20 protein-coding genes and 1 tRNA gene are annotated in these 23,149 nt (G+C 55.0%); 8 read left to right on the top strand and 13 right to left on the bottom strand.

Annotated elements, in window-relative coordinates; genetic code table 11:
• Positions 1 to 134 precede the first annotated feature (134 nt).
• Together ACFOWX_RS02335 and ACFOWX_RS02340 are read left to right on the top strand one after the other, a co-directional pair.
• On the top strand, positions 135 to 1,046 hold the full coding sequence (locus ACFOWX_RS02335; protein ID WP_381420890.1) for a beta-1,6-N-acetylglucosaminyltransferase: 912 nt from the start codon (positions 135 to 137) through the stop codon (positions 1,044 to 1,046).
• A gap of 39 nt (positions 1,047 to 1,085) precedes the next feature.
• Positions 1,086 to 1,214: a hypothetical protein gene (locus tag ACFOWX_RS02340; RefSeq protein WP_381420892.1), complete on the top strand. Its 129-nt coding sequence runs from the start codon at positions 1,086 to 1,088 to the stop codon at positions 1,212 to 1,214.
• Positions 1,215 to 1,666: 452 nt separating this feature from the next.
• Here the strand turns inward: ACFOWX_RS02340 and ACFOWX_RS02345 are convergent, their stop codons facing one another.
• Positions 1,667 to 2,182, bottom strand: coding sequence for a hypothetical protein (locus ACFOWX_RS02345; RefSeq protein WP_381420894.1), 516 nt, complete (start codon positions 2,180 to 2,182; stop codon positions 1,667 to 1,669).
• A 339-nt stretch (positions 2,183 to 2,521) separates the two neighbouring features.
• On the bottom strand, positions 2,522 to 3,778 hold the full coding sequence (locus ACFOWX_RS02350; protein WP_381420896.1) for an aspartate kinase: 1,257 nt from the start codon (positions 3,776 to 3,778) through the stop codon (positions 2,522 to 2,524).
• A gap of 62 nt (positions 3,779 to 3,840) precedes the next feature.
• Between ACFOWX_RS02350 and ubiG the strand changes: the two genes are divergently transcribed.
• Positions 3,841 to 4,587: a bifunctional 2-polyprenyl-6-hydroxyphenol methylase/3-demethylubiquinol 3-O-methyltransferase UbiG gene (ubiG, locus tag ACFOWX_RS02355; RefSeq protein WP_381420898.1), complete on the top strand. Its 747-nt coding sequence runs from the start codon at positions 3,841 to 3,843 to the stop codon at positions 4,585 to 4,587.
• A gap of 7 nt (positions 4,588 to 4,594) precedes the next feature.
• Here ubiG and ACFOWX_RS02360 read toward each other — a convergent pair whose 3' ends face one another.
• The 8 genes from ACFOWX_RS02360 to ACFOWX_RS02395 all read right to left on the bottom strand — a co-directional run bounded on the left by ACFOWX_RS02360 (position 4,595) and on the right by ACFOWX_RS02395 (position 16,098).
• Positions 4,595 to 5,263: a glutathione S-transferase family protein gene (locus tag ACFOWX_RS02360; RefSeq protein WP_381420900.1), complete on the bottom strand. Its 669-nt coding sequence runs from the start codon at positions 5,261 to 5,263 to the stop codon at positions 4,595 to 4,597.
• A 201-nt stretch (positions 5,264 to 5,464) separates the two neighbouring features.
• A complete protein-coding gene (locus ACFOWX_RS02365; RefSeq protein ID WP_381420902.1) occupies positions 5,465 to 6,016 on the bottom strand; it encodes a hypothetical protein in 552 nt (183 codons plus the stop codon).
• A 157-nt stretch (positions 6,017 to 6,173) separates the two neighbouring features.
• Entirely contained in the window at positions 6,174 to 10,709 is a 4,536-nt protein-coding gene (gene gltB / locus ACFOWX_RS02370) for a glutamate synthase large subunit (protein ID WP_381420904.1), read from the bottom strand.
• Complete coding sequence (locus ACFOWX_RS02375; protein ID WP_381420906.1) at positions 10,706 to 11,467, bottom strand: hypothetical protein; 762 nt, start codon at positions 11,465 to 11,467, stop codon at positions 10,706 to 10,708. The genes gltB and ACFOWX_RS02375 overlap by 4 nt, the downstream gene beginning before the upstream one ends.
• 52 nt (positions 11,468 to 11,519) lie before the next feature.
• Positions 11,520 to 12,695, bottom strand: a complete 1,176-nt coding sequence (locus ACFOWX_RS02380; RefSeq protein WP_381420908.1) for a hypothetical protein — start codon at positions 12,693 to 12,695, stop codon at positions 11,520 to 11,522.
• A 32-nt stretch (positions 12,696 to 12,727) separates the two neighbouring features.
• A complete protein-coding gene (locus tag ACFOWX_RS02385; protein WP_381420910.1) occupies positions 12,728 to 14,173 on the bottom strand; it encodes an NAD(P)-dependent oxidoreductase in 1,446 nt (481 codons plus the stop codon).
• 183 nt (positions 14,174 to 14,356) lie between these two features.
• Complete coding sequence (locus tag ACFOWX_RS02390) at positions 14,357 to 15,157, bottom strand: undecaprenyl-diphosphate phosphatase (RefSeq protein ID WP_381420912.1); 801 nt, start codon at positions 15,155 to 15,157, stop codon at positions 14,357 to 14,359.
• Positions 15,154 to 16,098, bottom strand: a complete 945-nt coding sequence (locus tag ACFOWX_RS02395) for a complex I NDUFA9 subunit family protein (RefSeq protein ID WP_381420914.1) — start codon at positions 16,096 to 16,098, stop codon at positions 15,154 to 15,156. Before ACFOWX_RS02395 ends, ACFOWX_RS02390 begins: the two co-directional genes overlap by 4 nt.
• Positions 16,099 to 16,309: 211 nt before the next feature.
• Here ACFOWX_RS02395 and ACFOWX_RS02400 point away from each other — a divergent pair.
• Both ACFOWX_RS02400 and ACFOWX_RS02405 read left to right on the top strand, forming a co-directional pair.
• A tRNA-Leu gene (locus ACFOWX_RS02400) sits at positions 16,310 to 16,396 on the top strand.
• 125 nt (positions 16,397 to 16,521) lie between these two features.
• On the top strand, positions 16,522 to 17,679 hold the full coding sequence (locus tag ACFOWX_RS02405; protein WP_381420916.1) for a hypothetical protein: 1,158 nt from the start codon (positions 16,522 to 16,524) through the stop codon (positions 17,677 to 17,679).
• A gap of 5 nt (positions 17,680 to 17,684) precedes the next feature.
• On the opposite strand, the gene ACFOWX_RS02410 is transcribed toward ACFOWX_RS02405, so the two are convergent.
• Both ACFOWX_RS02410 and ykgO read right to left on the bottom strand, forming a co-directional pair.
• Positions 17,685 to 18,293 (bottom strand): HAD family hydrolase, encoded by a 609-nt coding sequence (locus tag ACFOWX_RS02410; protein ID WP_381420918.1) that lies wholly within the window; start codon positions 18,291 to 18,293, stop codon positions 17,685 to 17,687.
• A 117-nt stretch (positions 18,294 to 18,410) separates the two neighbouring features.
• Complete coding sequence (gene ykgO / locus ACFOWX_RS02415; protein ID WP_033920696.1) at positions 18,411 to 18,536, bottom strand: type B 50S ribosomal protein L36; 126 nt, start codon at positions 18,534 to 18,536, stop codon at positions 18,411 to 18,413.
• A gap of 150 nt (positions 18,537 to 18,686) precedes the next feature.
• Here ykgO and ACFOWX_RS02420 point away from each other — a divergent pair, with 150 nt between their 5' ends.
• The 3 genes from ACFOWX_RS02420 (at position 18,687) to ACFOWX_RS02430 (ending at position 21,067) form a co-directional block, all read left to right on the top strand.
• On the top strand, positions 18,687 to 19,304 hold the full coding sequence (locus ACFOWX_RS02420) for a DUF4136 domain-containing protein (RefSeq protein ID WP_381420921.1): 618 nt from the start codon (positions 18,687 to 18,689) through the stop codon (positions 19,302 to 19,304).
• Between the two features lie 124 nt (positions 19,305 to 19,428).
• Entirely contained in the window at positions 19,429 to 20,583 is a 1,155-nt protein-coding gene (locus ACFOWX_RS02425) for a M14 family metallopeptidase (protein WP_381420923.1), read from the top strand.
• A 4-nt stretch (positions 20,584 to 20,587) separates the two neighbouring features.
• A complete protein-coding gene (locus tag ACFOWX_RS02430) occupies positions 20,588 to 21,067 on the top strand; it encodes a GNAT family N-acetyltransferase (RefSeq protein WP_381420925.1) in 480 nt (159 codons plus the stop codon).
• An 80-nt stretch (positions 21,068 to 21,147) separates the two neighbouring features.
• On the opposite strand, the gene dxs is transcribed toward ACFOWX_RS02430, so the two are convergent.
• Positions 21,148 to 23,079 carry a 1-deoxy-D-xylulose-5-phosphate synthase gene (dxs, locus tag ACFOWX_RS02435; RefSeq protein WP_381420927.1) on the bottom strand — a complete coding sequence of 644 codons (1,932 nt, stop codon included), beginning with the start codon at positions 23,077 to 23,079 and terminating at the stop codon, positions 21,148 to 21,150.
• Positions 23,080 to 23,149: the final 70 nt, after the last annotated feature.

Genomic DNA, 23,149 nt, shown 5'->3' on the forward strand with positions numbered 1-23,149 from the left:
TTAAGCGAAATTCCGTCCGGCATTGTCTCTTCACCATCAGAAATTCATTTGATTGGCATTCCTGAGGCAGGAATTTTAATCGCCATGCCTGGAGTCTGACAGACCGGTATGCGCGATTGTGAAAGGACAGCAATATGATCGCCTATTTCTTACTCGTGCATCGATATCCCGCGCAATTCAAACGCCTGTTTAAGGCAATTTATGTGCCCGGCAATGCCTATGTAATTCACGTCGACAAAAGCTCTGGCGCCGACTTGGCAGAAGAGCTCTCTGACTTCCTCACCCCCTATCAAAATGCAGAGATACTTGAGTCAAAGGAGGCGCTTTGGGGCGGTTACAGCCTTGTTGATGCCGAGTTGCGCGGTATGTCCCGCCTTCTCGAAATGGGTGACCAATGGACCCATTATATCAACTTGTCCGGTCAGGACTTCCCGCTCAAAAGCCAAGAATATATTCGCCAGTTCCTCTCCGCAAACCCTGGCAAGCAGTTTATTCGCGCCTTAGATCAGCGAAAGATGCGACCAGACACTCTGAACCGGATCAACCAGCTTTTTGTGGAGGCAGACGGAAAAATGACGGAGACAGGCGTCGCGCGTCCTTTCCTTGCCGGCGCCACACCCTTTATCGGTACCCAGTGGAAAGCGGTGACCCGTAGTTTCTGCCAATTTGTCTGTCACGACCCAAAGGCTGAGCGCTTTAAAGACTTTTATCGCAACAGTTTCATCGCCGATGAGGCCTTTTTCCAGACCGTGATTATGAATAGCGGCGATCAAGGCACGGTGATGAATGATGATCTGCGGATGATCGATTGGGTGCCAGATGGCGATATCAAACTGCGTCCGCGCAATTATGGGGTGAAGGATTTCGCCAGTCTGCAACGCAGCACCGATCTTTTTGGGCGCAAATTTGATGCCGAAGATGATACCGAGATTCTGACGCTCCTCGAAGGGCATCTTACCTCTGCAGCTGCGAGCTCCTATCGGCCGCCGGTACCCAAGCCAAGCTCGGTATCTGTTTCCCGCACACCGGAGCCCATTGCCGCCTGACGAACGAAGTATCACATAAAATCAATGAAGGACGAAGTCATGGCCAAAGCGCAAAAAAGATCAAACCGCGAAATTCGTAAACCTAAAGCGGCGAAACCAAAGACGGCTCCGTCGCCATCAGCGGGCAAGCAAGGAGTCATCCCCGGCCTTGAAAATATGAAACGCTAACCGTGCCGTCGCTGAGCATTCCAGCAAGTTTCTGCCGGCAACGGGCAACCGAACAACGAGCGAAGGCCGCTAGCGAACCGCTCGAAAACCGGCGTAAAATTGCACTGAAAGCGGCAAATGCTTGGGAAGCCGAAGCATTATTGTTGGAGCAGCACGAAGCCGGGGGTGCGCCACTTGATAAACTCGACGCTGAAATCACCCAAGAGTTTGCACGCGAGACGGCGTCCCCTTGCCGGTTGTCCTCGTCTCCACCGCGAAGCGCCCGGTCTAGGTGACCTCCCTCCGCAACAACGGCAAACTTCGGCCCGAAATCCACCAGGCTCTGCTGGCAGCGATCAAGATAGCAGGCGGGGAATGGTGAAGCTGCTTCTGTTACAAATCTTGTCATTCATGTCGAAATGGCCACCATTCTTTGTTGCTGATATTTGGTAACCTCTACCCTAGAAAGACGTTTAGCTGGACCAAGCATGCGATATTTCTCGCAAGCCTCCGAAGCTAACAAACCCGGAGTTGTATTCATCTATTAAGAAGCTGTATGTTTCAGCATCTTCAACCGCGATCGCACGAACAAAAAGATTGTCATGGAACGCCGCAAATACCGCCGTTATTGATCGTTCGTCACAATTATAGCGGTAATTGAACTGGCGTCCAGAGTATTGCTTGCCTTGCTGCAATTGGCCAACAAGCGGTAGTATATCGAGCGTGCTTTTTGCTATTCCCCGTGTCAGCCCCGCATTGAAATAGAACTGTGTATAAACCCCGCCTGCTGACATTGGTCGGCCAACATGTTCTCGAAATAATGCCATGCCCAATTTGGCACTGAACGCTGTCATCAACGAATGCGTAACGACTCCATCGAGTTTGATTGAACGCATCCGACCTAATATTTTACTTCTACCCTTAGCCCAGATTATCTGAGACTTATTGTCGTCAAAAATCTCGCGGATTGCCCCCGGGGCCAACTGCACTAGAGTCCCTAGAAGCTTGTGTGCTTCACTTAATTCGTTTTCGTCGACTTCATGGGTCGGTGATAACCTTGAGAAGAAACCGGCAGCGGCATCCGATGCTCTAGTACAATGGTTGCAGTCCCTGCATGACGCAAATTCCAGGCCGCTCAGCCTAAGACGTTTACGAAATATTGTGATTGGGGGCATGTGCTCGACGGTTTCCGCCGAAGCCGCGCAGTATATGCACTGGGGTTCCGATTGGAGGATTAGTTTTCTATTGCGGCTTTTGATCTTGGACTCGCCCATACTCCGTTGAAGGCTAACTCAAAATAACACCGTTTACTAGGCTCTTTGCCACCCTCACTCCGCATCCAACCCATAGGCCGTATGCAATACCCGCACGGCAAGTTCCGTCTCATCCTCGTCGATAATCACGCTGACTTTGATTTCGGAGGTGGTGATGGCCTGAATGTTGATTTTGCGGTCGGCGAGCGCGCTGAACATGTTGCTGGCGACGCCTGCGTGGCTTTTCATGCCGACGCCAACGACGCTGATCTTGGCGATTTTGGTGTCGGTGATAATGCGGTTGAAGCCGATTTTTTCGCGCGCATTTTCGAGTATCTCGGTACAGCGGGCGAGGTCGGCCATGGGGCAGGTGAAGGTGACGTCGGTTTCGCCTTTGTCGCGGCCCACATTCTGAATGATCATGTCGACGTTAATATTGGCCTCGGCCAAGGGTTCAAAAATGCTGGCCACCGCGCCGGGCCGGTCGGGCACGCGGGTTAGGATCACTTTCGCCTCATTCTTGTCATGGGCGATGCCGGTTATCAATTGCCGTTCCACGTTCAAATTCTCCAATTCTTCGTCGCTGACAATCAAAGTGCCAGGGATGGTGTTCGCATCGGGGGCGCCTTCCTCGGTAAAAGAGGAGAGGACCTGCACCCGCACATTCTCTTTTAATGCCAAACCGACAGAGCGCGTCTGCAGCACTTTGGCGCCGACGCTGGCCAATTCCAGCATTTCTTCATAGGTGACGGCTTTCAACTTGCGCGCGCGGGCGACGATGCGCGGGTCGGTGGTATAGACGCCGTCGACATCGGTGTAGATATCGCAGCGATCCGCCTTCACCGCCGCCGCAACCGCGACCGCCGATGTATCCGATCCGCCGCGGCCCAACGTGGTGATCCGGTTGTCGGGGGACAGGCCCTGAAACCCCGGAATAACCGCAATCTCCCCGCGCGCCATCGATGCGCCCAGCGCTTCGCCGTCAATATCGCCGATCCGCGCTTTGGCATAGGCGCTGTCGGTATGGATCGGCATTTGCCAGCCCATCCAGCTGCGCGCTTTACAGCCCAGCGCTTGCAATGTCATGGCGAGCAGGCCCGAGGTGACTTGTTCACCCGATGCCACGACCACGTCATATTCGGCCGGATCATAAAGCGCATTGGCTTCTCGGCAGAAATTGACAAGCCGGTCGGTGTCGCCTGCCATGGCCGACACAACGACCGCGACTTCATCGCCATGATCGGCCTGCGCCTTGACGATTTGGGCGACGCGGCGGATGCGCTCCGTGCCCGCCATGGACGTGCCGCCGAATTTCATTACGATACGGGCCATATTTGTTGCTATTTCCTATTAAGGGGCTGTTGAAAAGCGAAGCGCCCTGATAAGGAAAGGATATGACAAAGGCAAGCGCAGCAACGACCAAAAATAACACAATTATTACAGAAGAAGCCGCCCATTTTGGTGCATTGGCCGCCGATTGGTGGGACCCGAATGGCAGCTCGGCGATGCTGCACCGGTTGAACCCTGTGCGGCTGGGCTTTATTCGCAATGCGGTTGATGCGCATTTCGGCTCCGATAGGCTCAGCCGGTCGCCTTTGGCGCAGCGCCGGGTGCTCGATGTTGGCTGCGGTGCGGGCCTGTTATGTGAACCTTTGGCGCGGTTGGGCGGGACGGTGACCGGGGTGGATGCTGCGCCCGAAAATATCGCAGCGGCGCGCGCTCACGCGGCACAATCGGGGTTGGACATAGCCTATCATGCGGGCGAGCTGTCGGATTTGCGGGCCGGTCCGTTTGATATGGTGTCATCCATGGAGGTGATTGAACATGTCGCCGATCCGGCCGCCTTTTTGGCGCAGCTGGTGGAGCGGCTTGCGCCCGACGGGTTACTGCTGCTGTCCACGCCCAACCGGACGGCGGCATCGCGGCTATTACTGGTGGAGGCAGCGGAACGCATGGGGCAAGTGCCGCGCGGGACGCATGACTGGAACCGGTTCCTCACCCCCGATGAATTGGAAGCGATGCTGACGGATAATGGCATGAAGGTGGAAATGATGCGCGGCATTGCCTTTACGCCGGGCAAGGGCCTGCATCTGTCGGATAATATGGCGCTGAATTATATTCTAAGCGCGGTGCGCGCCTGATACGCAGTTAAAAATCGACCATTTCATAATGCGGCGGCGGGGTGATTGATTCCATCCGTTCGGACAGCAGCGGGCGGAAGCTAGGCCGCGATTTGAACATCGCATACCATGCTTTCGTTTGTTCATGCCCGGTCCAATCAATCCCGCCCAGATAATCGGCGACCGAAATTTGCGCAGCGGCGGCAAGGTCGGCCATGCTGATCGTCGATCCAGCGATCCAAGCGCGATGATCGATCAGATAGTCGATATAATCCATATGGTTATTGGCCAGCTTCATCGCTTCGCGCAGCACCTTTGCATCCGGCGGCTGGCGGTAGATCAGCCTTTTGGTCATGCGTTCATGCAAAAGCGGCGCGGTCACATCGCCGAAAAATTGCTGGTCAAACAACGCGACCAACCGCCGAATTTCGGCGCGATAGCCCGCGCTGCCGCTGATCATCGGATTTTTATCGACGGTTTCATCAAAATATTCGGTTATCGCGACGCTGTCGGCCATGATGATACCCTGATTATCGGTAATCACAGGCGTCCGGCCCGCCGGGTTCATCTGCAAAAATTCGTCGCGGTGGTCCCATGGATTTTCCCGCACAAGGCTATAGGCGACGCCTTTCTCTCCCAAAAGCAAGCGGGTTTTACGGGAAAAGGGACATAAGGGAAATTGGTAAAGATGCCACATGATCTTCTGTTAGGAGTGATTGATCCGAAAAGAAAGAGGGATCGCAGTCATTGTCGGGCATATATGTGATCGCTGACTGCCGCCTGCAAAAGCAAGGTGCGGGATCTGCTTAACACAGTCCCGCACCCGCTCGGCACATCCGTGGCTACGACCCAAAGAGCCCCGGACGCGTGACGAAATTTTATCCCTGTTGGTGGAAACTCAGCGGCGGCTTTTTGCTTTGACGTCCGCCATGCTTTTGTCGAGATCGCGGCCCAGCTCTTCCAGCTGCGGCATGATCTGCGCAATTGCTTCGGCAAAACCGCTCATCATCTTTACCGCAACGCGGCTTTGTTGGCCCAGCTGCTGCGGCAAATCTTCAGCCTCTGGTCCGGCCATATCAGCGAAGGTTGTATCTTCATCATAATCGCGATCTACTGTGCCGGGGCGCGCTTTTTCGATGGCGCTCATAAATTTACCGACGGGCAAGCGCATCATCACTTCGCCCAGATTTTCTGCCATATTGGCGATGCCGTCCTGCATATCGGGATCGCCCAGCCGCGCGGCGACACCGCGCAGCTGCTCTTCATTGCTGCTAGATGCGCGTGGATCGGTATTGTCATAAGGAACGCCGCTGCCCGCATCATCGGCTGGCGCAGCTTCGCCGGTTCCGGGTATAAAAATCACGTCTTGCGCATGGACGGGCGCTGCGAATGACATGGCCACTACGATTGCAAGCGGCGATGACAGCATAAATTTGGCAATAGGTCGCATAATCTATTCCTCGGCTTAATCCCGCTGTAGCAAGCGGGATGCGGCGGCAGATGTCTGCCGATACGAAAATAGATAGCAAAGCGAGGCTGAGTGGTTTCTGAACAACTCACTCAGCCTATCGCAATTTACGTAAACAAATGTAACGGCGTGTTGCTGGCTATTCTGCCGCGACCGCTGTTTCTTTATCCGAAAGCGGATGGGCAACACGGCTGACCATTTCTTTGGGACAAATCTGCCAGAATTTATCCCGCCAAATTGCCCAGTCTTCGAGGATAGTTTGCGACCATTTGCTGTCGGTTTTATCGGCATGGCTTTGCACCATTTGCTTCAGCACATCTTCCCAATGAGCGCTGTCCAATCGTTGCCAGACGAGGCTTTCGGGATTGACGCGCTTTTCAAATTCGCCGTCTTCGTCTAAAACAAATGCCATGCCGCCGGTCATGCCAGCGCCAAAATTGCCGCCGGTTTTGCCCAATATGACCGCCAACCCGCCGGTCATATATTCGCAGGCATTGGCACCGCAGCCTTCAACGACGACATGCGCACCTGAATTGCGGACCGCGAACCGTTCGCCCGCTTGTCCTGCGGCATAAAGCGTGCCCGATGTCGCGCCATATAGCACGGTATTGCCGATGATGCTGTTATCCTGACTTTGCAGCGGTGAGCTGACCGTTGGCCGGACGATGATCGTGCCGCCGGACAAGCCTTTACCGACATAGTCATTGGCATCGCCAAACACTTCGAGCGTGATGCCTTGGCATAGAAATGCGCCCAGTGACTGGCCCGCCGATCCGCGCAGGCGGACATGGACATGGCCATCGGTTAAACCCTTCATCCCATAAAGCCGTGTGATTTCCGCCGAGAAACGAGTGCCCACGGCGCGGTGTGTGTTGCGGACATTATAGGTGAGCTGCATTTTTTCGCGCCGGTCGAAAACCGGACGGGCATCGGCAATCATCTGCGCATCCAGACTGTCGGGCACTTCATTACGGTTGCCTTCGATACCGAAACGCCGCTCTTCATCGGCGGCATCGACCTTGGCCAATATCGGGTTGAGATCAAGGTCATCGAGATGCTCGGCGCCGCGGCTCACTTGGCGTAGCAATTCGGTACGACCGATCACTTCATCCAGACTGCGATAGCCCAGCTTCGCCAATATCTCCCGCACTTCTTCGGCGATGAAGGTCATCAGGTTAATGACTTTTTCGGGCGTGCCAGTGAACTTTTTACGCAGCGCCTCATCCTGCACGCATACGCCAACGGGGCAGGTGTTGCTATGGCATTGGCGCACCATGATACAGCCCATGGCAACCAGGCTGAGCGTGCCGATACCAAATTCCTCTGCGCCCAAAATCGCGCCGATCACAATATCACGCCCGGTTTTCAGGCCGCCATCGGTGCGCAATTTGACGCGGTGGCGCAGCCGGTTGAGCGTCAACACCTGATTGGCTTCTGACAGACCCATTTCCCAAGGCGTACCCGCATATTTGATGCTGGTTTGCGGGCTCGCGCCGGTGCCGCCGACATTGCCGGAAATCAGGATCACATCGGCATGGGCCTTCGCTACGCCCGCCGCAATCGTGCCAATTCCGGCAGCGCTCACCAATTTGACGCAAACCCGCGCACGCGGATTTATCTGTTTCAAATCATAGATCAGCTGCGCCAGATCCTCGATCGAATAAATATCATGGTGCGGCGGCGGAGAGATGAGCGTTACGCCGGGCGTTGAATGGCGCAGCTTGGCGATCATTTCAGTCACTTTGAAACCGGGCAATTGCCCGCCTTCACCAGGTTTCGCACCTTGTGCGACCTTGATTTCAATCTCTTCGCATGACCCCAGATATTCGGCAGTCACGCCAAAGCGGCCCGATGCGACCTGTTTGATCACGCTGTTGGCATTGTCGCCATTGGCATAGGGGGTGAAGCGTTTGCTATCTTCGCCGCCTTCGCCCGACACGGCTTTTGCGCCGATGCGGTTCATGGCGATGGCCAGTGTCTCATGCGCCTCAGGTGACAAAGCGCCCAGCGACATTCCCGGCGTTACGAACCGTTTGCGGATTTCAGTGATTGCCTCCACCTCGTCCAGCGGCACGGGTTCCTTGGCATAGTTAAATTCCATCAAATCGCGCAGATAAATCGGCGGCAATTCGCGAACACCCGCAACAAATTGGGCATAGGTGGAGTAGCTGTCATTCGCGACCGAGCTTTGCAGCAAATGCATCAGGCCCGCCGAATAGGCATGCTCCTCGCCATCTTTACGCTGTTTGTAAAAACCGCCAACGGGCAGCCGTGCCACCGCACTATTATAGGCATCGGCATGGCGGTCGCGGGCATTGACGTATAGCGATTGATAGCCTTCGCCCGAAATTTTGTTCGGCATACCGGGGAAAAAGTCGTTCACCAATGCGCGCGACAGACCAACCGCTTCAAAATTATATCCGCCGCGATAGCTGGAGATTACTGCAATGCCCATTTTCGAGAGGATTTTGAGCAAGCCTTCATTGATCGCCGTGCGGAAATTTTCGGTTGCCTGCTCCAACGTCATATCACCGAGCAGGCCGCGTGCATGCCGGTCCTTTATCGCGGCTTCAGCAACATAAGCGTTCACGGTGGTGGCGCCTGATCCGATCAGCACCGCGAAATAATGGGTGTCGAGACATTCGGCGGCGCGGACATTGATTGAGCTATAGCTGCGCAGGCCAACGCGGACGAGTTCGGTATGCACCGCGGCCGCCGCCAATATCATGGCAATGGCAACGCGGTCCTCATTGATATTTTCGTCAGTTAAGAATAGCTCGCTTTTACCCGACCGCACGGCGGCCACCGCTTCGGCGCGGATGCGGGTAATCGCGCTGCGCAGGCCATCCTGACCAGCTGCAACTTCATAAGTGCAGTCTATTTCCGCTGCCGAATTTTTGAAGGCCGCCTTTAACCGGTGATATTCGCCGCTGGTTAAAACCGGGCTGTCGAGCACCAATACATCTTCATTCTGACTTTTTTCGTCCAAAATATTGGCCAGATTGGAAAAGCGGGTTTTCAGGCTCATGACATGACGTTCGCGCAATGCGTCGATTGGCGGGTTGGTCACTTGGCTGAAATTCTGACGGAAAAACTGGCTGATGACGCGGGGCTTGTCGCTAATAACGGCAAGCGGCGTATCATCGCCCATCGAACCTATCGCTTCCTTGCCATCCTCAATCATCGGGGCAAGGATCATTTCGACATCTTCCATCGTCATGCCCGCAGCAATCTGCCGTCTGGTCAGCTCGCTGCGGCTCCAGTCGGCGTCGGTATTTTCGGCATCGGGCAAATCGCCGATTGTCCGGAACCCGCCGACCAAAGCGGCGTAATCCTGTTCATTTGCGATCCGGTCTTTTAACTCTCCGTCCCGGTATAATTGCCCTTCATCGAGATTGACGGCAATCATCTGCCCGGGGCCGAGCCGTCCTTTTTCGGTGATGGTCGATTCCGGCACGACCACCATGCCGGTTTCGCTGCCGATGATGAGGAGATTATCCGATGTCAGGCTATAACGCAGCGGGCGCAGCGCATTGCGGTCGACACCCGCCACCGCCCAGCGGCCATCGGTCATGGCAAGCGCAGCAGGGCCGTCCCAAGGCTCCATAACGCTCGCCATATATTCATACATATATTTGTGCGACGGTTTCATATGCGGATCGGCTGCCCACGCTTCAGGGATCAGCATCAGCTTTGCCGTCGGACCCTCTTTGCCCGATCGCACCAAGGTTTCAAAAACCGCGTCGAGCGCGGCGGTATCGGACGATCCGGCCGGAATAACTGGCTTTATATCGTCGGATTGATCGCCAAAAGCGATGCTCGCCATTTTAATCTCATGGCTTTTCATCCAATTTTTATTGCCGCGAATTGTATTGATCTCGCCATTATGGGCAAGGCTGCGGAATGGCTGTGCCAGCCACCATTGCGGGAATGTGTTGGTCGAATAGCGCTGATGGAAAATCGCCACGCGGCTTTCGAACAATTCATCCTGCAAATCGGGATAGAATATCGACAGGCTCTCCGCCAGGAATAGGCCTTTATAAACGATCGACTGGCATGACAGCGAGCAGATATAGAAATCACGCAATTGCGCCGCGATGATCTTCTTTTCGATACGGCGGCGGATCAAATAGAGGTTTTTTTCAAACTCAACCGCGCTTTGATCTTCGGGCATGGGCCCGGCGATCATGATCTGCTCAATCTCGGGCCGGGTCGCTTTTGCCTTATCGCCGATGACCGATACATCGACAGGCACCTGACGCCAGCCATAGATGGTATAGCCCGCGTCAATGATTTCAGCCTCAACGATGGTGCGGCAATTTTCCTGCGCCGACAAATCGGTGCGGGGCAGGAACACCATGCCTACGGCGAGCCGGTTGGGCATCGGGCGGTGCCCACTATCGGCAATAGCATCGTCAAAGAAGCGGACGGGCAGGTCAACATGAAGCCCCGCACCGTCGCCTGTTTTGCCATCGGCATCAACAGCGCCGCGGTGCCAAACCGCTTTTAGCGCGTCAATGGCCGAAGCCACAACCCGCCGTGACGCTTTGCCATCAGTTGCGGCAACAAGGCCAACGCCGCAAGCGTCGCCTTCAAATTGCGGGTGATACATGCCTTCACGGGCGATACGCTCATGTTCAGCTGTCGGCAGGTGGAATTCGTCATATTGTATCATTTTGCGGCTGCTTTTTCAGTAAGGAATTTCTGGACGGCGGTCCTGGTTGCTGCTTGCACTTTAGGGGTTATCGACTGCATGGCTTCATTCATCGATTTGGTGATGACGGTAACGAGGCCATAGGCATTGGCGGTGAATTTTTGCCCAGCCTTTGTTGCGCTGAATTTGGTCACCGCTGCCATTGAGTTCGCATCCATGGCTTTGATCGCGGCAACAGTCGCCTCGGCCATAAACTCATCTTGCTGCAGCGGTGCATTCTCCTCGCCCTCGGCTATGCGTTTTTTTATACCTTCGGCTAACTTATCCGAGTTAACATTATCTAATGTTCCGAGAAGCAGACGTTGGCCTTCATTTGACATATAAAAAGCGTTAATGACCTTCAAATCATCGGCGGTGAAGAGCGGGTCGGCATAAGCGACAATCGCATTTTTGATCGTTGGAACGACTTCACGCAATCCGGTGACCGTAGCTTCCCGGGACGCGGTCATTGCAGCGTCCAACATGCCGGGATGTTGCTTTTCGGCAGCCATGCTGGCAGCATCCGCGCTGACTTCTTTCAGAAATTGCTGGTCATGGACTTTAGCTGCTCTCTGAACAGCGATGTCCTCGGCCAGATACAGGCTGGCAAACGTCTGAAGCAGCTCCGCTTTTTCGCTATCTTGAACGCTCACCGCCGCCGGTGCATCGCTTTGCGCCATTGCAGGCAGCGCGCCCGCCATGGCGATGGCCGTCAAAAGCAATGTCAGTTTTCTTTTCATCAATTTATCACATTCATCACATTAGACAGTCATTTCATTGGGAAGCCGGTGGTCACTCAACCTCAGCTGCCGCTTCGGTTGCAGGGTCAGCTTCTGCGGCTTCTGGTTGCCATCCTTGCGCTTTGTATTTTTCGCGGTAAGCCGCCACCAGCCGGTTATATTCCGTTTCCCACGCTTCATAGGCGGCGCTCGACTTTTCCGAAGCTTTGTCATGCGCTTCGGACAATTTGGTCAATGCGGCATTTTCCGATTTGGTCCAATTATCGCTATCATACCAAGGTTCCTCACCGGTTTCATAGGCAGCAGGATCGGCGTCCGCATCCTCAGCAGCGGCCACAGCTTCGGCGCCCTCGGTCGCTACATCGGCATCCGCGACCGTCAGATATTCTTTACCCTCGTTCAAGGCTTCGACGGTCACCCCCATCAGCCCGGCGAGCTTTTGTATTTCCGTCTCGGTCAAATCCAATGTTGTTTTGGATTTGGACAGTTCCTCCATGCCGGCATTCATTTCCGGCCCGGCACTGGCAAATTCAGCCATCATATCGGGCAGCGCGGCAAACATCGCCTGCATCACTTCAGGATCGGCTTGCAAGCCAAAGGATTGCTCGGCGTAAAAAGCGCCGGTTGGTGTTTCAAAAAAGCGGTTCAGCTCGGTCAATTGCGCCGCTGAGAATTTACGGGCATAGGCGCGGGCCATGCCTTTGCGGATCGGCGCTTCGATGGCGGCTGATGCCTTTGCCATTAACGGCTGAAAGCTATCGACCATTTTTGCCATCCGCGCTTCCCGCTCGGGATCGAGCAGCGCGGTAATCGCCTTGCGTTTGTCGGCGTCCAATGCATCGAGGCTATCGTCATATACGCCGGTGGCTGACATTATCTCATATACCGGCATTGCTTCACCGCTAACTTCGCTTAACATCGGTGTCATGATCTTGTTGGTGAGGTCAGCCATTAACTTGCCATAGCTGCCCTGTGGCATGATTTTGGCGATGGTTTTTTCCGCGAGGGCCAGTTGCTGCGGCGCGATTGGCGATGCGTCCTTTATCTCAAAAATTTTGGCCAGCATTTCGAACATTTTCTTGTCCTTGTCGGACATCACCGGCGCGGCACTGGCCTCCGTTGCAGTGGCCAGTTCGGTGTCATCTTGTGACCATGCGGGCGCGGTATATAGCGGACCCGACAAAGCGAGCAATGCGGTTGCAGCGGTGAATTTCATCTTTTTACTCATATGCCAATTCCTTGTCCCGAAATAAAAGCCCGTTATGCCGCGACCCTTGCCGCATCCGATTTTGCCTTCAACCATTGATGCATATGCTCGGTCACATCACGGCCATCTTTAATCGCCCATACCACGAGGCTGGCGCCGCGAACAATATCGCCCACCGCAAACACGCCGTCCAAATTGGTCATCATCGTTTTGTGATCCACGCGCACGGTGCCCCAGCGGGTAACGCCCAATTCGTCCGCGCCAAATAAAGCTGGCAAATCTTCCGCTTCAAACCCCAGCGCCATAATGACCATGTCGGCGTCCAGCGTGAAGTCTCCGTCGGGATCGGTTTCGGGTGACCGGCGGCCGCTGGCATCGGGGGCGCCCAGCCGCATTTTGCTGGCGAGAATTTTTTCGACCTTACCATCTTTTCCGTCAAAGCTTTTTGGCCCGGATAGCCAGACAAATTCCACGCCTTCTTCTTCGGCGTTTGCGACTTCGCGCTGTGACCCCGGCATATTTTCGCGGTCGCGCCGGTAAAGGCATTTGACCGATTTCGCGCCCTGACGAATGGCGGTGCGGACGCAATCCATTGCAGTATCGCCGCCGCCGATGACCACCACATTCTTGCCCGCCGCATTCATGCTGCCATTGTCAAAAGTCGGCACCGCATCGCCAAATCCCTTACGATTGGAGGTCGTTAGATAATCCAGCGCGGGCACCACCCCGTCCAATCCCGATCCGGGTGTTTTGATGTTGCGGGCTTTATAAACGCCGGTCGCGATCAGCACCGCATCATGTTTGCTGCGCAGATCATCGAGGCTGGCATCACGGCCGACCTCAAAATTCTGGTGGAATATAATGCCGCCATCTTCCAGCCGCTTGATCCGGCGCATGACAACCTCTTTTTCCAGCTTAAATCCTGGAATACCGTAAGTCAGCAAACCACCGGCGCGGTCATAACGATCGTAAATATGAACCTCATATCCGGCAACACACAGATATTCGGCGGCAGTCAATCCGCCGGGACCAGCGCCAATAATGGCCACCGATTGCCCGCGCGGTGCACCTGCTTCCACCGGCTCCACCCAACCTTCGGCCCATGCCGTATCGGTGATGTATTTTTCAACAGAACCGATTGTGACCGCGCCATGGCCAGCGGTTTCGATCACGCAATTGCCTTCGCATAAACGGTCCTGAGGGCATATCCGGCCGCAAATTTCGGGCATGGTCGACGTCAGGTTCGACATTTCATAGGCTTCGCGCAGCCGACCTTGCGCGGTCAGCCGCAGCCAATCGGGAATATGGTTGCCCAGCGGACAATGGACCGAACAATAAGGGACGCCGCATTGCGAACAGCGCGCGCTCTGCTCATCGGCTTTTTGCGGCGCGTAGCGTTCGGCTATCTCCCGAAAATCCTCGGCCCGCAGTTGCGGCTCCCGTTTTTCAGGGAAAGCTTGAGGGATGCCGACAAATTTCAGCATTGGATCGTTGGCCATGTCTTGATTCTCCGGTTTATGCGGGGGCTTTACCGGTGCAAAGGCCCGCTGTCACGCGAAAAATGCATAATAGGACAGTATAGCTGACTAAATATAGACAATAGCGCGACTGGATCCGTTGCTTGGCATTGAAACATTCTTTCAATAGTCCAATTTCGGACCTAGTTCAGCCCGCTTCCCCTTTTACCGCGAATAGAGCCACACGAGCGCCGTGCTGCCCGCTGCGATCCGGTACCATGCAAAAGGACCAAAGCCATAGCGCGTCACGACCGAAACAAATGCCTTCACCACAATCACTGCCACGACAAAGGAAACGATAGAGCCAATGCCAATCAGGCTCATATCATCCACAGTTAGCTCGTTACGCGCCTTGTATAATTTGTAAACGGTTGCGCCCGCCAATGTCGGAACGGCCAAGAAAAAGCTAAACTCCGCCGCCGTTTTGCGGTCGACGCCGAATGACATCGCGCCCAATATCGTCGCCCCAGACCGGCTGACCCCGGGGATCATGGCAAGGCATTGGACAAGCCCTATCGCTATCGAAGTCCGCAGCGACACTGCACCCACGCCGCCATGATCGGTGGTTACCGCCATTCGCTCGACGATCAATATCGCAATCCCGCCGATAATCAGCGCCCAAGCCACCAGCTCCGCATTGCCCAGCATCAATTCAATCGTATCGCCAAAAGCAAGGCCGAGCAGCACCGCCGGAAAAAACGCCACCAGCAAATTGCGGATAAAGGCGATGGCCCCTTTTTCTAAAGTAAACAGGCCTTTCGTCACATCCCGAAATGTCCGCCAATATAGCACGATGATCGCCATGATCGCACCGGGCTGTATCGCGATATTAAATACCTCCCACGCTTTCTGGTCAAATCCCATCAGCTCGGTTGCGAGGATCAAATGGCCGGTCGATGATACCGGCAAATATTCGGTTATCCCCTCTACAATGCCGAGGATGACAGCAGTCCAAAATTCATTCATGCTGCGGCTTGCCCGCCAAAACGTCCATGCTTCCGGTATATATCCAGCCAGTCATGCGCCGCCGTGTCCAGCGATGTCGGCGCAATCCCCATGACCGCCAATCCATCGCGTTTCTCGTCCACCACATTATCGTAAGCCAGCATCTTAAACTGGTCCGCGGTAATCGGCGCGCCGGGCAGCCAGCCTGTTCCGACCGCCATCGCCTGCGCCGCAAAATCAGGAACGTCGATAAACAAGGGTGACCGGCCAATTGCCTTGGCGATCCATTCGTTCAAACCGCGCATGGTAAAGATTTCCGGCCCGCCCAGATCGAGCACCTGTCCCGCATATGGCGCCGGATTGTTTAAGGCGGCGGCAACCGCGCGTGCCACGTCCCCTACGAAAACAGGCTGGAATTTGGTGTCCGAACCAATGATCGGGACCACTGGCAACATTCGGATGAGACCAGCAAAACGGTTGATAAACTCGTCCTCGCGGCCGAAAATGATCGACGGCCGGAATATGATCGCATCGGCAAACGCCTTTTTCACCGCAGCCTCACCGGCGGCTTTGCTGCGGCCATAACGCGCTGTGCTGTCTGCATCGCTGCCAATGGCGGAGATATGCACCAGAGCGGCGCATTTCGCCTTTTTCGCGGCTTCCGCCACATTGCGCGCGCCGATATGTTGTATGGCCTCCATATCGGCAAAGCTGCCAACCAGGTTGACGACCATGTCCGCGCCTTCCACTGCGCGAGCGACGCTGGCTGGTTTGCGAACATCGGCAGCCATCAATTGCACCTGACCCAGATTACCGAGCGGCTTAATATGCATCCCGCTTGCCGCGCTTTGCCCGGTCACCCGAAGCCGCGCACCCGCATTCAGCAGCGCTTGACACACATAACGTCCCAAAAAACCGCTACCGCCCAAAACCGTAATCAGCTTTCCATCCAGATTATTCATATTATCCGTCTTTCCGAAAAGATATTCCTGCAGCAAACTGCATCATTCTGCCCTCCCAATGCCGCGCAAATGCAGCCGAGGCAAGGGGGTGTTTGGCGATAATAGGGTGAAAAACCGAAATGAAGCCTCATATCCACGCGGCGCGCTTGATTGTTGTGTTGACAGCGGGCGGCGATAGCGGCTAAGCGCCCGCTTCTATTATCTACCCCGTGCCCAGATGGCGGAATTGGTAGACGCACCAGCTTCAGGTGCTGGCGCTCGCAAGGGCGTGGAGGTTCGAGTCCTCTTCTGGGCACCATTTGTTCTTTTCCCTACATTCCAGATTGCTTGCAAAAGCCGAGGCGACCAAGGTTGGGGCCTGTCGCAGCTTGCCTTTTCGGGCATGGGTACATATGTTTCAATGTCATGAAATTCATCCCAAAAATGATCCTTTCGCTCCTATCTTTTTATGCAATAGGCAGCGAAGCACAGGCACAATATATTCCCGACGGGTGGCATATCCTGAACCAGTCAAAAGATGGGATTGTCTATGCTTTTCGAGAGAATGAAGCGATCGTTGCTGTAATTGACAAGCAGGGTCTCGCGCCCGATCAAATGGACCTAGATACTGAAATTTTGAGGGTGTCCGGGCAGCTATCAAAGTCGCCAGCTTGCCAAGGGATGCCCTTATTAAAACCAACCCCGATTATCAGCCGCCAGGGCAGAAAGCTTGAGGCGGCGGCGGCAAACGAGGAATGCGCGGTTTATGTTCTTCAAACGGGCTGGAATTCTTTGCGGACAATCTTCGTCCTGCAACAAGGCAGCAGCATCGCCAATGCGCGCAGTGTTGGGCTGCAACTGCTCCAGCGCAATGTAGCGTTGCCGGCTGCGGCAAGCCAAATTGAGAGCCAAAGTGGCAATGCGTCCCGGCAATCCGCAGAGGCAGAAATAAAGGCAGCACTCTCGCGGGTGCCCCAATCGCGGCGGCCCATTGGCTATTTTCAACGCTCCATTCAAATAGCCGGCGGCATCAACGGAATGATGCAAACGATCATATCAACATGGGCGGTGTTTGCGAATGGATATGCTACCGATTGCTTCGACGGTTGGGATCCCGAATATCAGGATCCCACTCCGGAAAGCCTGGGGCCAATAACCGAGCAGTGCAGCATCGAAAAATGGCGCAAAGTGGGCAGCAATTACGAAACCATCGATGAACAAGGCGATACAACGGAATTCAGCCTCGCCAATATAAGTAAGTTTCAACCCGGTCAGCGGTTGCAAGGCTTTATGAAATCCTATGGGCCCAGCATCGCGACAACCGGATATATCGGCGTGGAAACCAGCGAACTGTTGCTCGAGGAATCAGGCTCCCTCTCCTTTTCCCGGCAAAAGCAACAATGGCAGGGCGGCAATAGCAATAGCAGCCGCGATACCGACGTCGCGCATTATTATTTTGACGGCTATTTGGCTGGGATACGCTATCCCGGCGGCGCCATACAAAAATTCTTTGTGGCCCATGCGGATGGCGAAAAAAGTGCCAGCGGAAAATTCGACTATATCTATTGGAATGGGGCATTATTCGCCCGGGAAGACGAATGATTTGGTTATAGCAATCCCAGCCGCGCCAAGTCTTCACGCAAATTAGCCGCATCGCGGAAATGATGGACATGCAGTCCAAAATCGCAGGCGGCGTCAATATTGGCGAGATTGTCATCGATAAATATCGCGCTGGCTGGATCAATGCTGAAACGGTCGCAGGCAAGCGCATAGATGGCGGGGTCAGGCTTCACCAATTTTTCGCGGCCGGACACGATGATATCGGTGAATAGATCAAATACCGGCTGCGTTGGACGAAACAGGTCCCAAAATTCCGCTCCGAAATTGGTGATTGCGAATAACGGCACTGACGATGCGCTGAGCTGTTCCAATATTTCCAAACTGCCCTCCACCGGCCCGGGAATGGTTTCAGTGAAGCGTTTCGTATAGGCCTCAATCAAATGCGCATGACCGGGAAATTGGGCGCTGCGTTCCTGCAACATTTCGGCGAGGGGCCGCCCGGCATCATGCTGAAAATGCCATTCTTCGGTCACCACATGGTTCAAAAACCAGTCGAGCTCTGCTGGATCATCGATCAGCTTTGCAAATAAATGCCGCAAGTCCCAATGGAACAGAACCCGTCCGACATCAAAAATGACATTTTCGATTGCGCTCATTTACATTCAGTTCCGTCTACTTAGCCTATAACGCAAAAAACCGCCCACGAATGGATCGGGGCGGTGGTTGCTTGCCGAGATTCGCACGAATAGAGCGAATCGATGTCATGGGCTGAATTAGCCCTGACGTGCCTTAAACCGGCGGTTTGTTTTGTTGATCACATAAACGCGGCCACGGCGGCGAATCACGCGGTTATCACGGTGACGGCCCTTAAGGGATTTGAGAGAATTGACGATCTTCATGGGATTTGCCCGCTCATAAATGTTTGTGAATATGCGGCCCAAAGGGCGCATTTGAAGGCGCGCTAATATGGCTGCCACCCTGCAAAGTCAAGCGTCATTGCGGGTTCATCTCCACTTGTTTATGAGCTTTCGATCAACAGGAGAATTTATATGCGCCTTGCCATCCTCTCGCTCACCGCTGCGGCTGTTGCCTTATCGGCTTGCGCAACGCCCGCTGGACCCGTCGAAATCACGCGATTCAACCGCGCTGATGAAGGGGTGCAATATGGCAATGGCAGCTTTGCCGTCGAAATTGCCCGCACCGACAATGCCGGGGAGCAGGCGGAGGGAACACCATTGTCGGCTTCGCCTTATTTGAACGCGGTCGCAGCCGAAATGCAGCGCATAGGCTATAGCGAAAATAGCGATAATGCCTCGGTCATCGCGCAGGTCGGCTATGGCGTGCGTGACCTGGGCAAACGGGATCGGCGCGGTCCCGTGTCGGTCGGTGTCGGCGGTTCAACCGGCGGATATCGCTCCGGCGTTGGCGTGGGGCTTGGCCTTGACCTGACCAGCTTGCTCAACCGGCCGAAAAACCGCGTGCTCACCGAATTATCTGTACGGATCATCGAACGCGATGGCGGGCGGGTAATTTGGGAAGGCAGTGCTGCACAGGAAAGCGACGCTGGGTCGGCTGCATCGGCCAGCGATTCGGCCGCGCAAAAGCTTGCTTCTGCGCTGTTCAGCAATTTCCCCGGCAAATCCGGTGAAAGCATCATCGTTAAATAAAGCGCGCCAGCGACCAGCCGGTGCTAGTCGCATTTGCCCTTGGACAAGCGCTGCCGCTGTCTTTATTGCACCTGATATGACGGGCACACAGCCTGCTCCTATTCACGCTTAGAAAGAATTGTCGATGACCATCCGTTCCATCAACGCCGCCTTTGACAGCGGCAACATCATCGTGAAATCCATTGATGGCGCTGCTGCGACTCTGTCGGTCCGCAAGGATAAGGATAGCGATTTTTTCCAATGGTTCCATTTTCGCGTGGAAAGCGAAGCGGGCGAAGCAATCTCCCTGAAAATTACCGACCTGAATGAAAGCGCCTATCCCGGCGGCTGGTCCGACTATAATGCCTGCGTTTCCGAAGATCGCAGCTATTGGGGCCGCGCCCCGTCCAGCTTTGATGCCAATGAAGATGGCGGCACGCTGACCATCACCTATTTACCGATGGGCGGGATTAGCTGGTTTGCCTATTTTGCGCCTTATTCGCTGGAACGGCATCATGACCTGATCAGCGAGGCCGCCTTATATGAAGGCGTCACCCACCGCACGCTTGGCTATTCGCTGGAGGGACGGCCGATTGACTGTGTCGAAATGGGGACAGGGGAAACCCACGTCTGGCTGTATGCGCGGCAACATCCAGGCGAAAGCATGGCCGAATGGTGGATGGAGGGCGCGCTCGAAATGCTGACCGATCCGGCCGATCCCCATGCGCGTATCCTGCGCGAGAAGGCGACGATACATATCGTGCCCAATTGCAATCCCGACGGGTCATTTCGCGGCCATTTGCGCACCAACTATGCGGGCGTGAACCTGAACCGTGAATGGGCCGAACCGTCGGCAGAACGCAGCCCCGAAGTGCTATGTATCCGCGATGCGATGGACGAAACCGGATGCCATTGGGCGATAGATGTCCATGGTGACGAGGCGATCCCAGCCGCCTTCATCGCGGGTTTCCACGGCATCCCTAGCTGGACCGATGAACAAGGCGCGCGCTATGACGTTTATAAAGCGCGGCTCGATGCGCGAACCCCGGATTTTCAGCGAAAGCTCGGCTATCCCGAAAAAGAAGCGCCGGGCAGCGCGAACTTGTCCATGTCAACCAACCAGCTTGCCGAACGGTTCAGCGATGCCGTCAATGGCGCTGGTAAGGGATGCGTCGCAATGACGCTGGAAATGCCATTTAAGGATAATCACGAATTGCCCGACGCCGAACAGGGTTGGAGCCCGGAACGCAGCGCCGCGCTGGCCCGAGAATGTCTGGCCGTACTGGCGGAGATGGTTTAGGGCCATGCATATCACACCCGACGACCTATCTGGCCCTGAAATCCGCGCCTTGCTTGAAACGCATTTTGCCGGCATGCTGGCAAACTCGCCCAAAGATAAATGCCATTTCCTCGATTTTGACGGGCTTAAGGGACCGGATGTCACTTTCTGGTCAGTATGGACCGGCGACGCCCCCGATGCGCAGCTGATGGGATGCGGCGCGCTGCGCGAAATGATGGGCGCTAACGGGTCTAAAGAGGGTGAGATTAAATCGATGCGCACCGATGAGGGCCATTTGCGCAAAGGCGCGGGCGCGGAGATGTTGCGCCATATTATCGCCGAGGCGCAGCGGCGCGGTTATGTACGGCTGAACCTGGAAACCGGATCGGGCGCCGCCTTTGACGCTGCGCATGCGCTCTATCTCGCGCATGGCTTTACCTATTGCGGACCCTTTGGCGATTACCGCGAAGATCCGTTCAGCCGGTTTATGACGAAGCCGCTGTGACCGCTATTTGGGTCGGTTGAGATTCAAAAACAGTGCCTGTCCAAATCACAATTTAGTGATTCCCGCGAAGGCAAGCGGGGTTAAGCTCGGACGCCCGCTTCCTCTACTCCGGCGCTGTTATGACGGAGCGCCTTAAGCACGGTATCAACGATTTGCGGCGCGTTGAGGCCCGCTTCATCATATTGCTTTTGCGGGTTATCATGTTCTTGAAACATATCTGGTAAACGCAAGGTCCGGATTTTTAGGCCTGCATCGGTTAGCCCCAAATCGCTAGCCAACGTCAATATATGCGCGCCCAGTCCGCCTATAGCCGCCTCCTCCACTGTGACCACGACATCATGGCTTGTCATAAGCTGCCGGATCAATGCTTCATCCAGCGGTTTGGCGAAACGCATATCGGCAACCGTCGTACTTAGGCCTTTGGCGTCCAAAATATCAGCAGCCTTCATGGCTTCGGCAAGCCTGGTGCCGAGTGACAATATAGCAACCTTTTTGCCTTCGCGCACGATACGGCCCTTACCAATGGTCAGCTTTTGCGGAATTTCGGGGAGCGCCGCGCCAGTGCCATTGCCGCGCGGATAACGCAGCGCAATCGGCCCATCATCATATTCGGCCGCCGTATAGGTCATATGGACCAGCTCCGCCTCATCGCTGGGCGACATGACCACCATATTGGGCAAGGTGGCCAAATAGGTGATGTCAAAACTGCCTGCATGGGTGGACCCATCCGCGCCAACCAACCCAGCGCGGTCAATCGCAAAACGCACGGGCAGATTTTGAATGGCGACGTCATGCACCACCTGATCATAGGCGCGTTGCAGGAATGTTGAATATATGGCGGCAAAGGGCCGCATACCCTGCGCCGCAAGCCCGGCGGCAAAAGTGACGGCATGTTGTTCGGCAATACCGACGTCAAAACTGCGATCGGGATGCGCCGCGGCAAATTTATCAACGCCTGTGCCCGATGGCATAGCCGCCGTGATGGCGCAGATACGCGGATCGCTATCGGCCAGATTGGCAAGTGTTTCGCCAAACACATTTTGATAAGCAGGCGGGCCGCCGCCCGGGCCTTTATCCTGTTTGCCGCTAATCACGTCGAATTTGGCGACGCCATGATATTTGTCATCGGCCGCTTCGGCAGGAGCATAGCCTTTGCCTTTTTGCGTTACGGCATGGATCAGCACGGGCCCTTCGGCATTATCGCGGACATTTTCGAGCACTGGGATCAATTGTTCCAGATTATGACCATCAATCGGCCCGACATAATAAAAGCCGAGTTCCTCAAACAAGGTGCCGCCCATCGCCATGCCGCGCGCATATTCTTCCGCCTTTGCAGTGGCATTATGGACGCGGCGCGACAATTTCGCCGTCAGTTTGCTCGCAATTTTGCGAATGCCCAGATATTCGCTCGATGATACAAGGCGCGCAAGATAGCCGGATAGCCCGCCCACCGGCGGCGCGATCGACATGTCATTGTCATTTAAGATCACGACCAGCCGGTTGCCTGCTGCTGCGGCGTTATTCATCGCTTCATAGGCCATGCCGGCGCTCATCGCGCCATCGCCGATGACGGCTATCGCCTTGCCCGGTTTGCCAGCCATTTTATTGGCAACAGCAAAGCCCAAAGCCGCGCTGATTGAGGTAGAGCTATGTGCAGCGCCGAAGGGATCATATTCGCTCTCACTGCGCTTTGTGAAGCCAGATAGGCCGCCGCCTTGGCGCAATGTGCGGATGCGGTCGCGGCGTCCGGTGATGATTTTATGCGGATAGCATTGATGCCCAACATCCCAGATCAGGCGGTCCTGCGGGGTGTTGAAAACATAATGGATGGCAGTGGTTAGCTCTACGACGCCCAGACCTGCGCCCAAATGGCCGCCGGTGACCGACACGGCGCTAATCACTTCCTGACGCAGTTCGTCGGCAAATTTGCGCAGATCGCTTTCTTTCAACTGACGCAAATCAGCCGGGAAATTCACTTTGTCCAACAAAGGTGTATTCGGTGTATCTGTCATGGGCATTAGCAATAACCGCTAAAATCAGCGCTGTCGAATGACTTTATCGTGCAGATGTTGTGCAGCAATG

Source organism: Sphingorhabdus arenilitoris, assembly GCF_042651485.1.
GTDB classification, from domain to species: Bacteria; Pseudomonadota; Alphaproteobacteria; order Sphingomonadales; family Sphingomonadaceae; genus Sphingorhabdus_B; species Sphingorhabdus_B arenilitoris.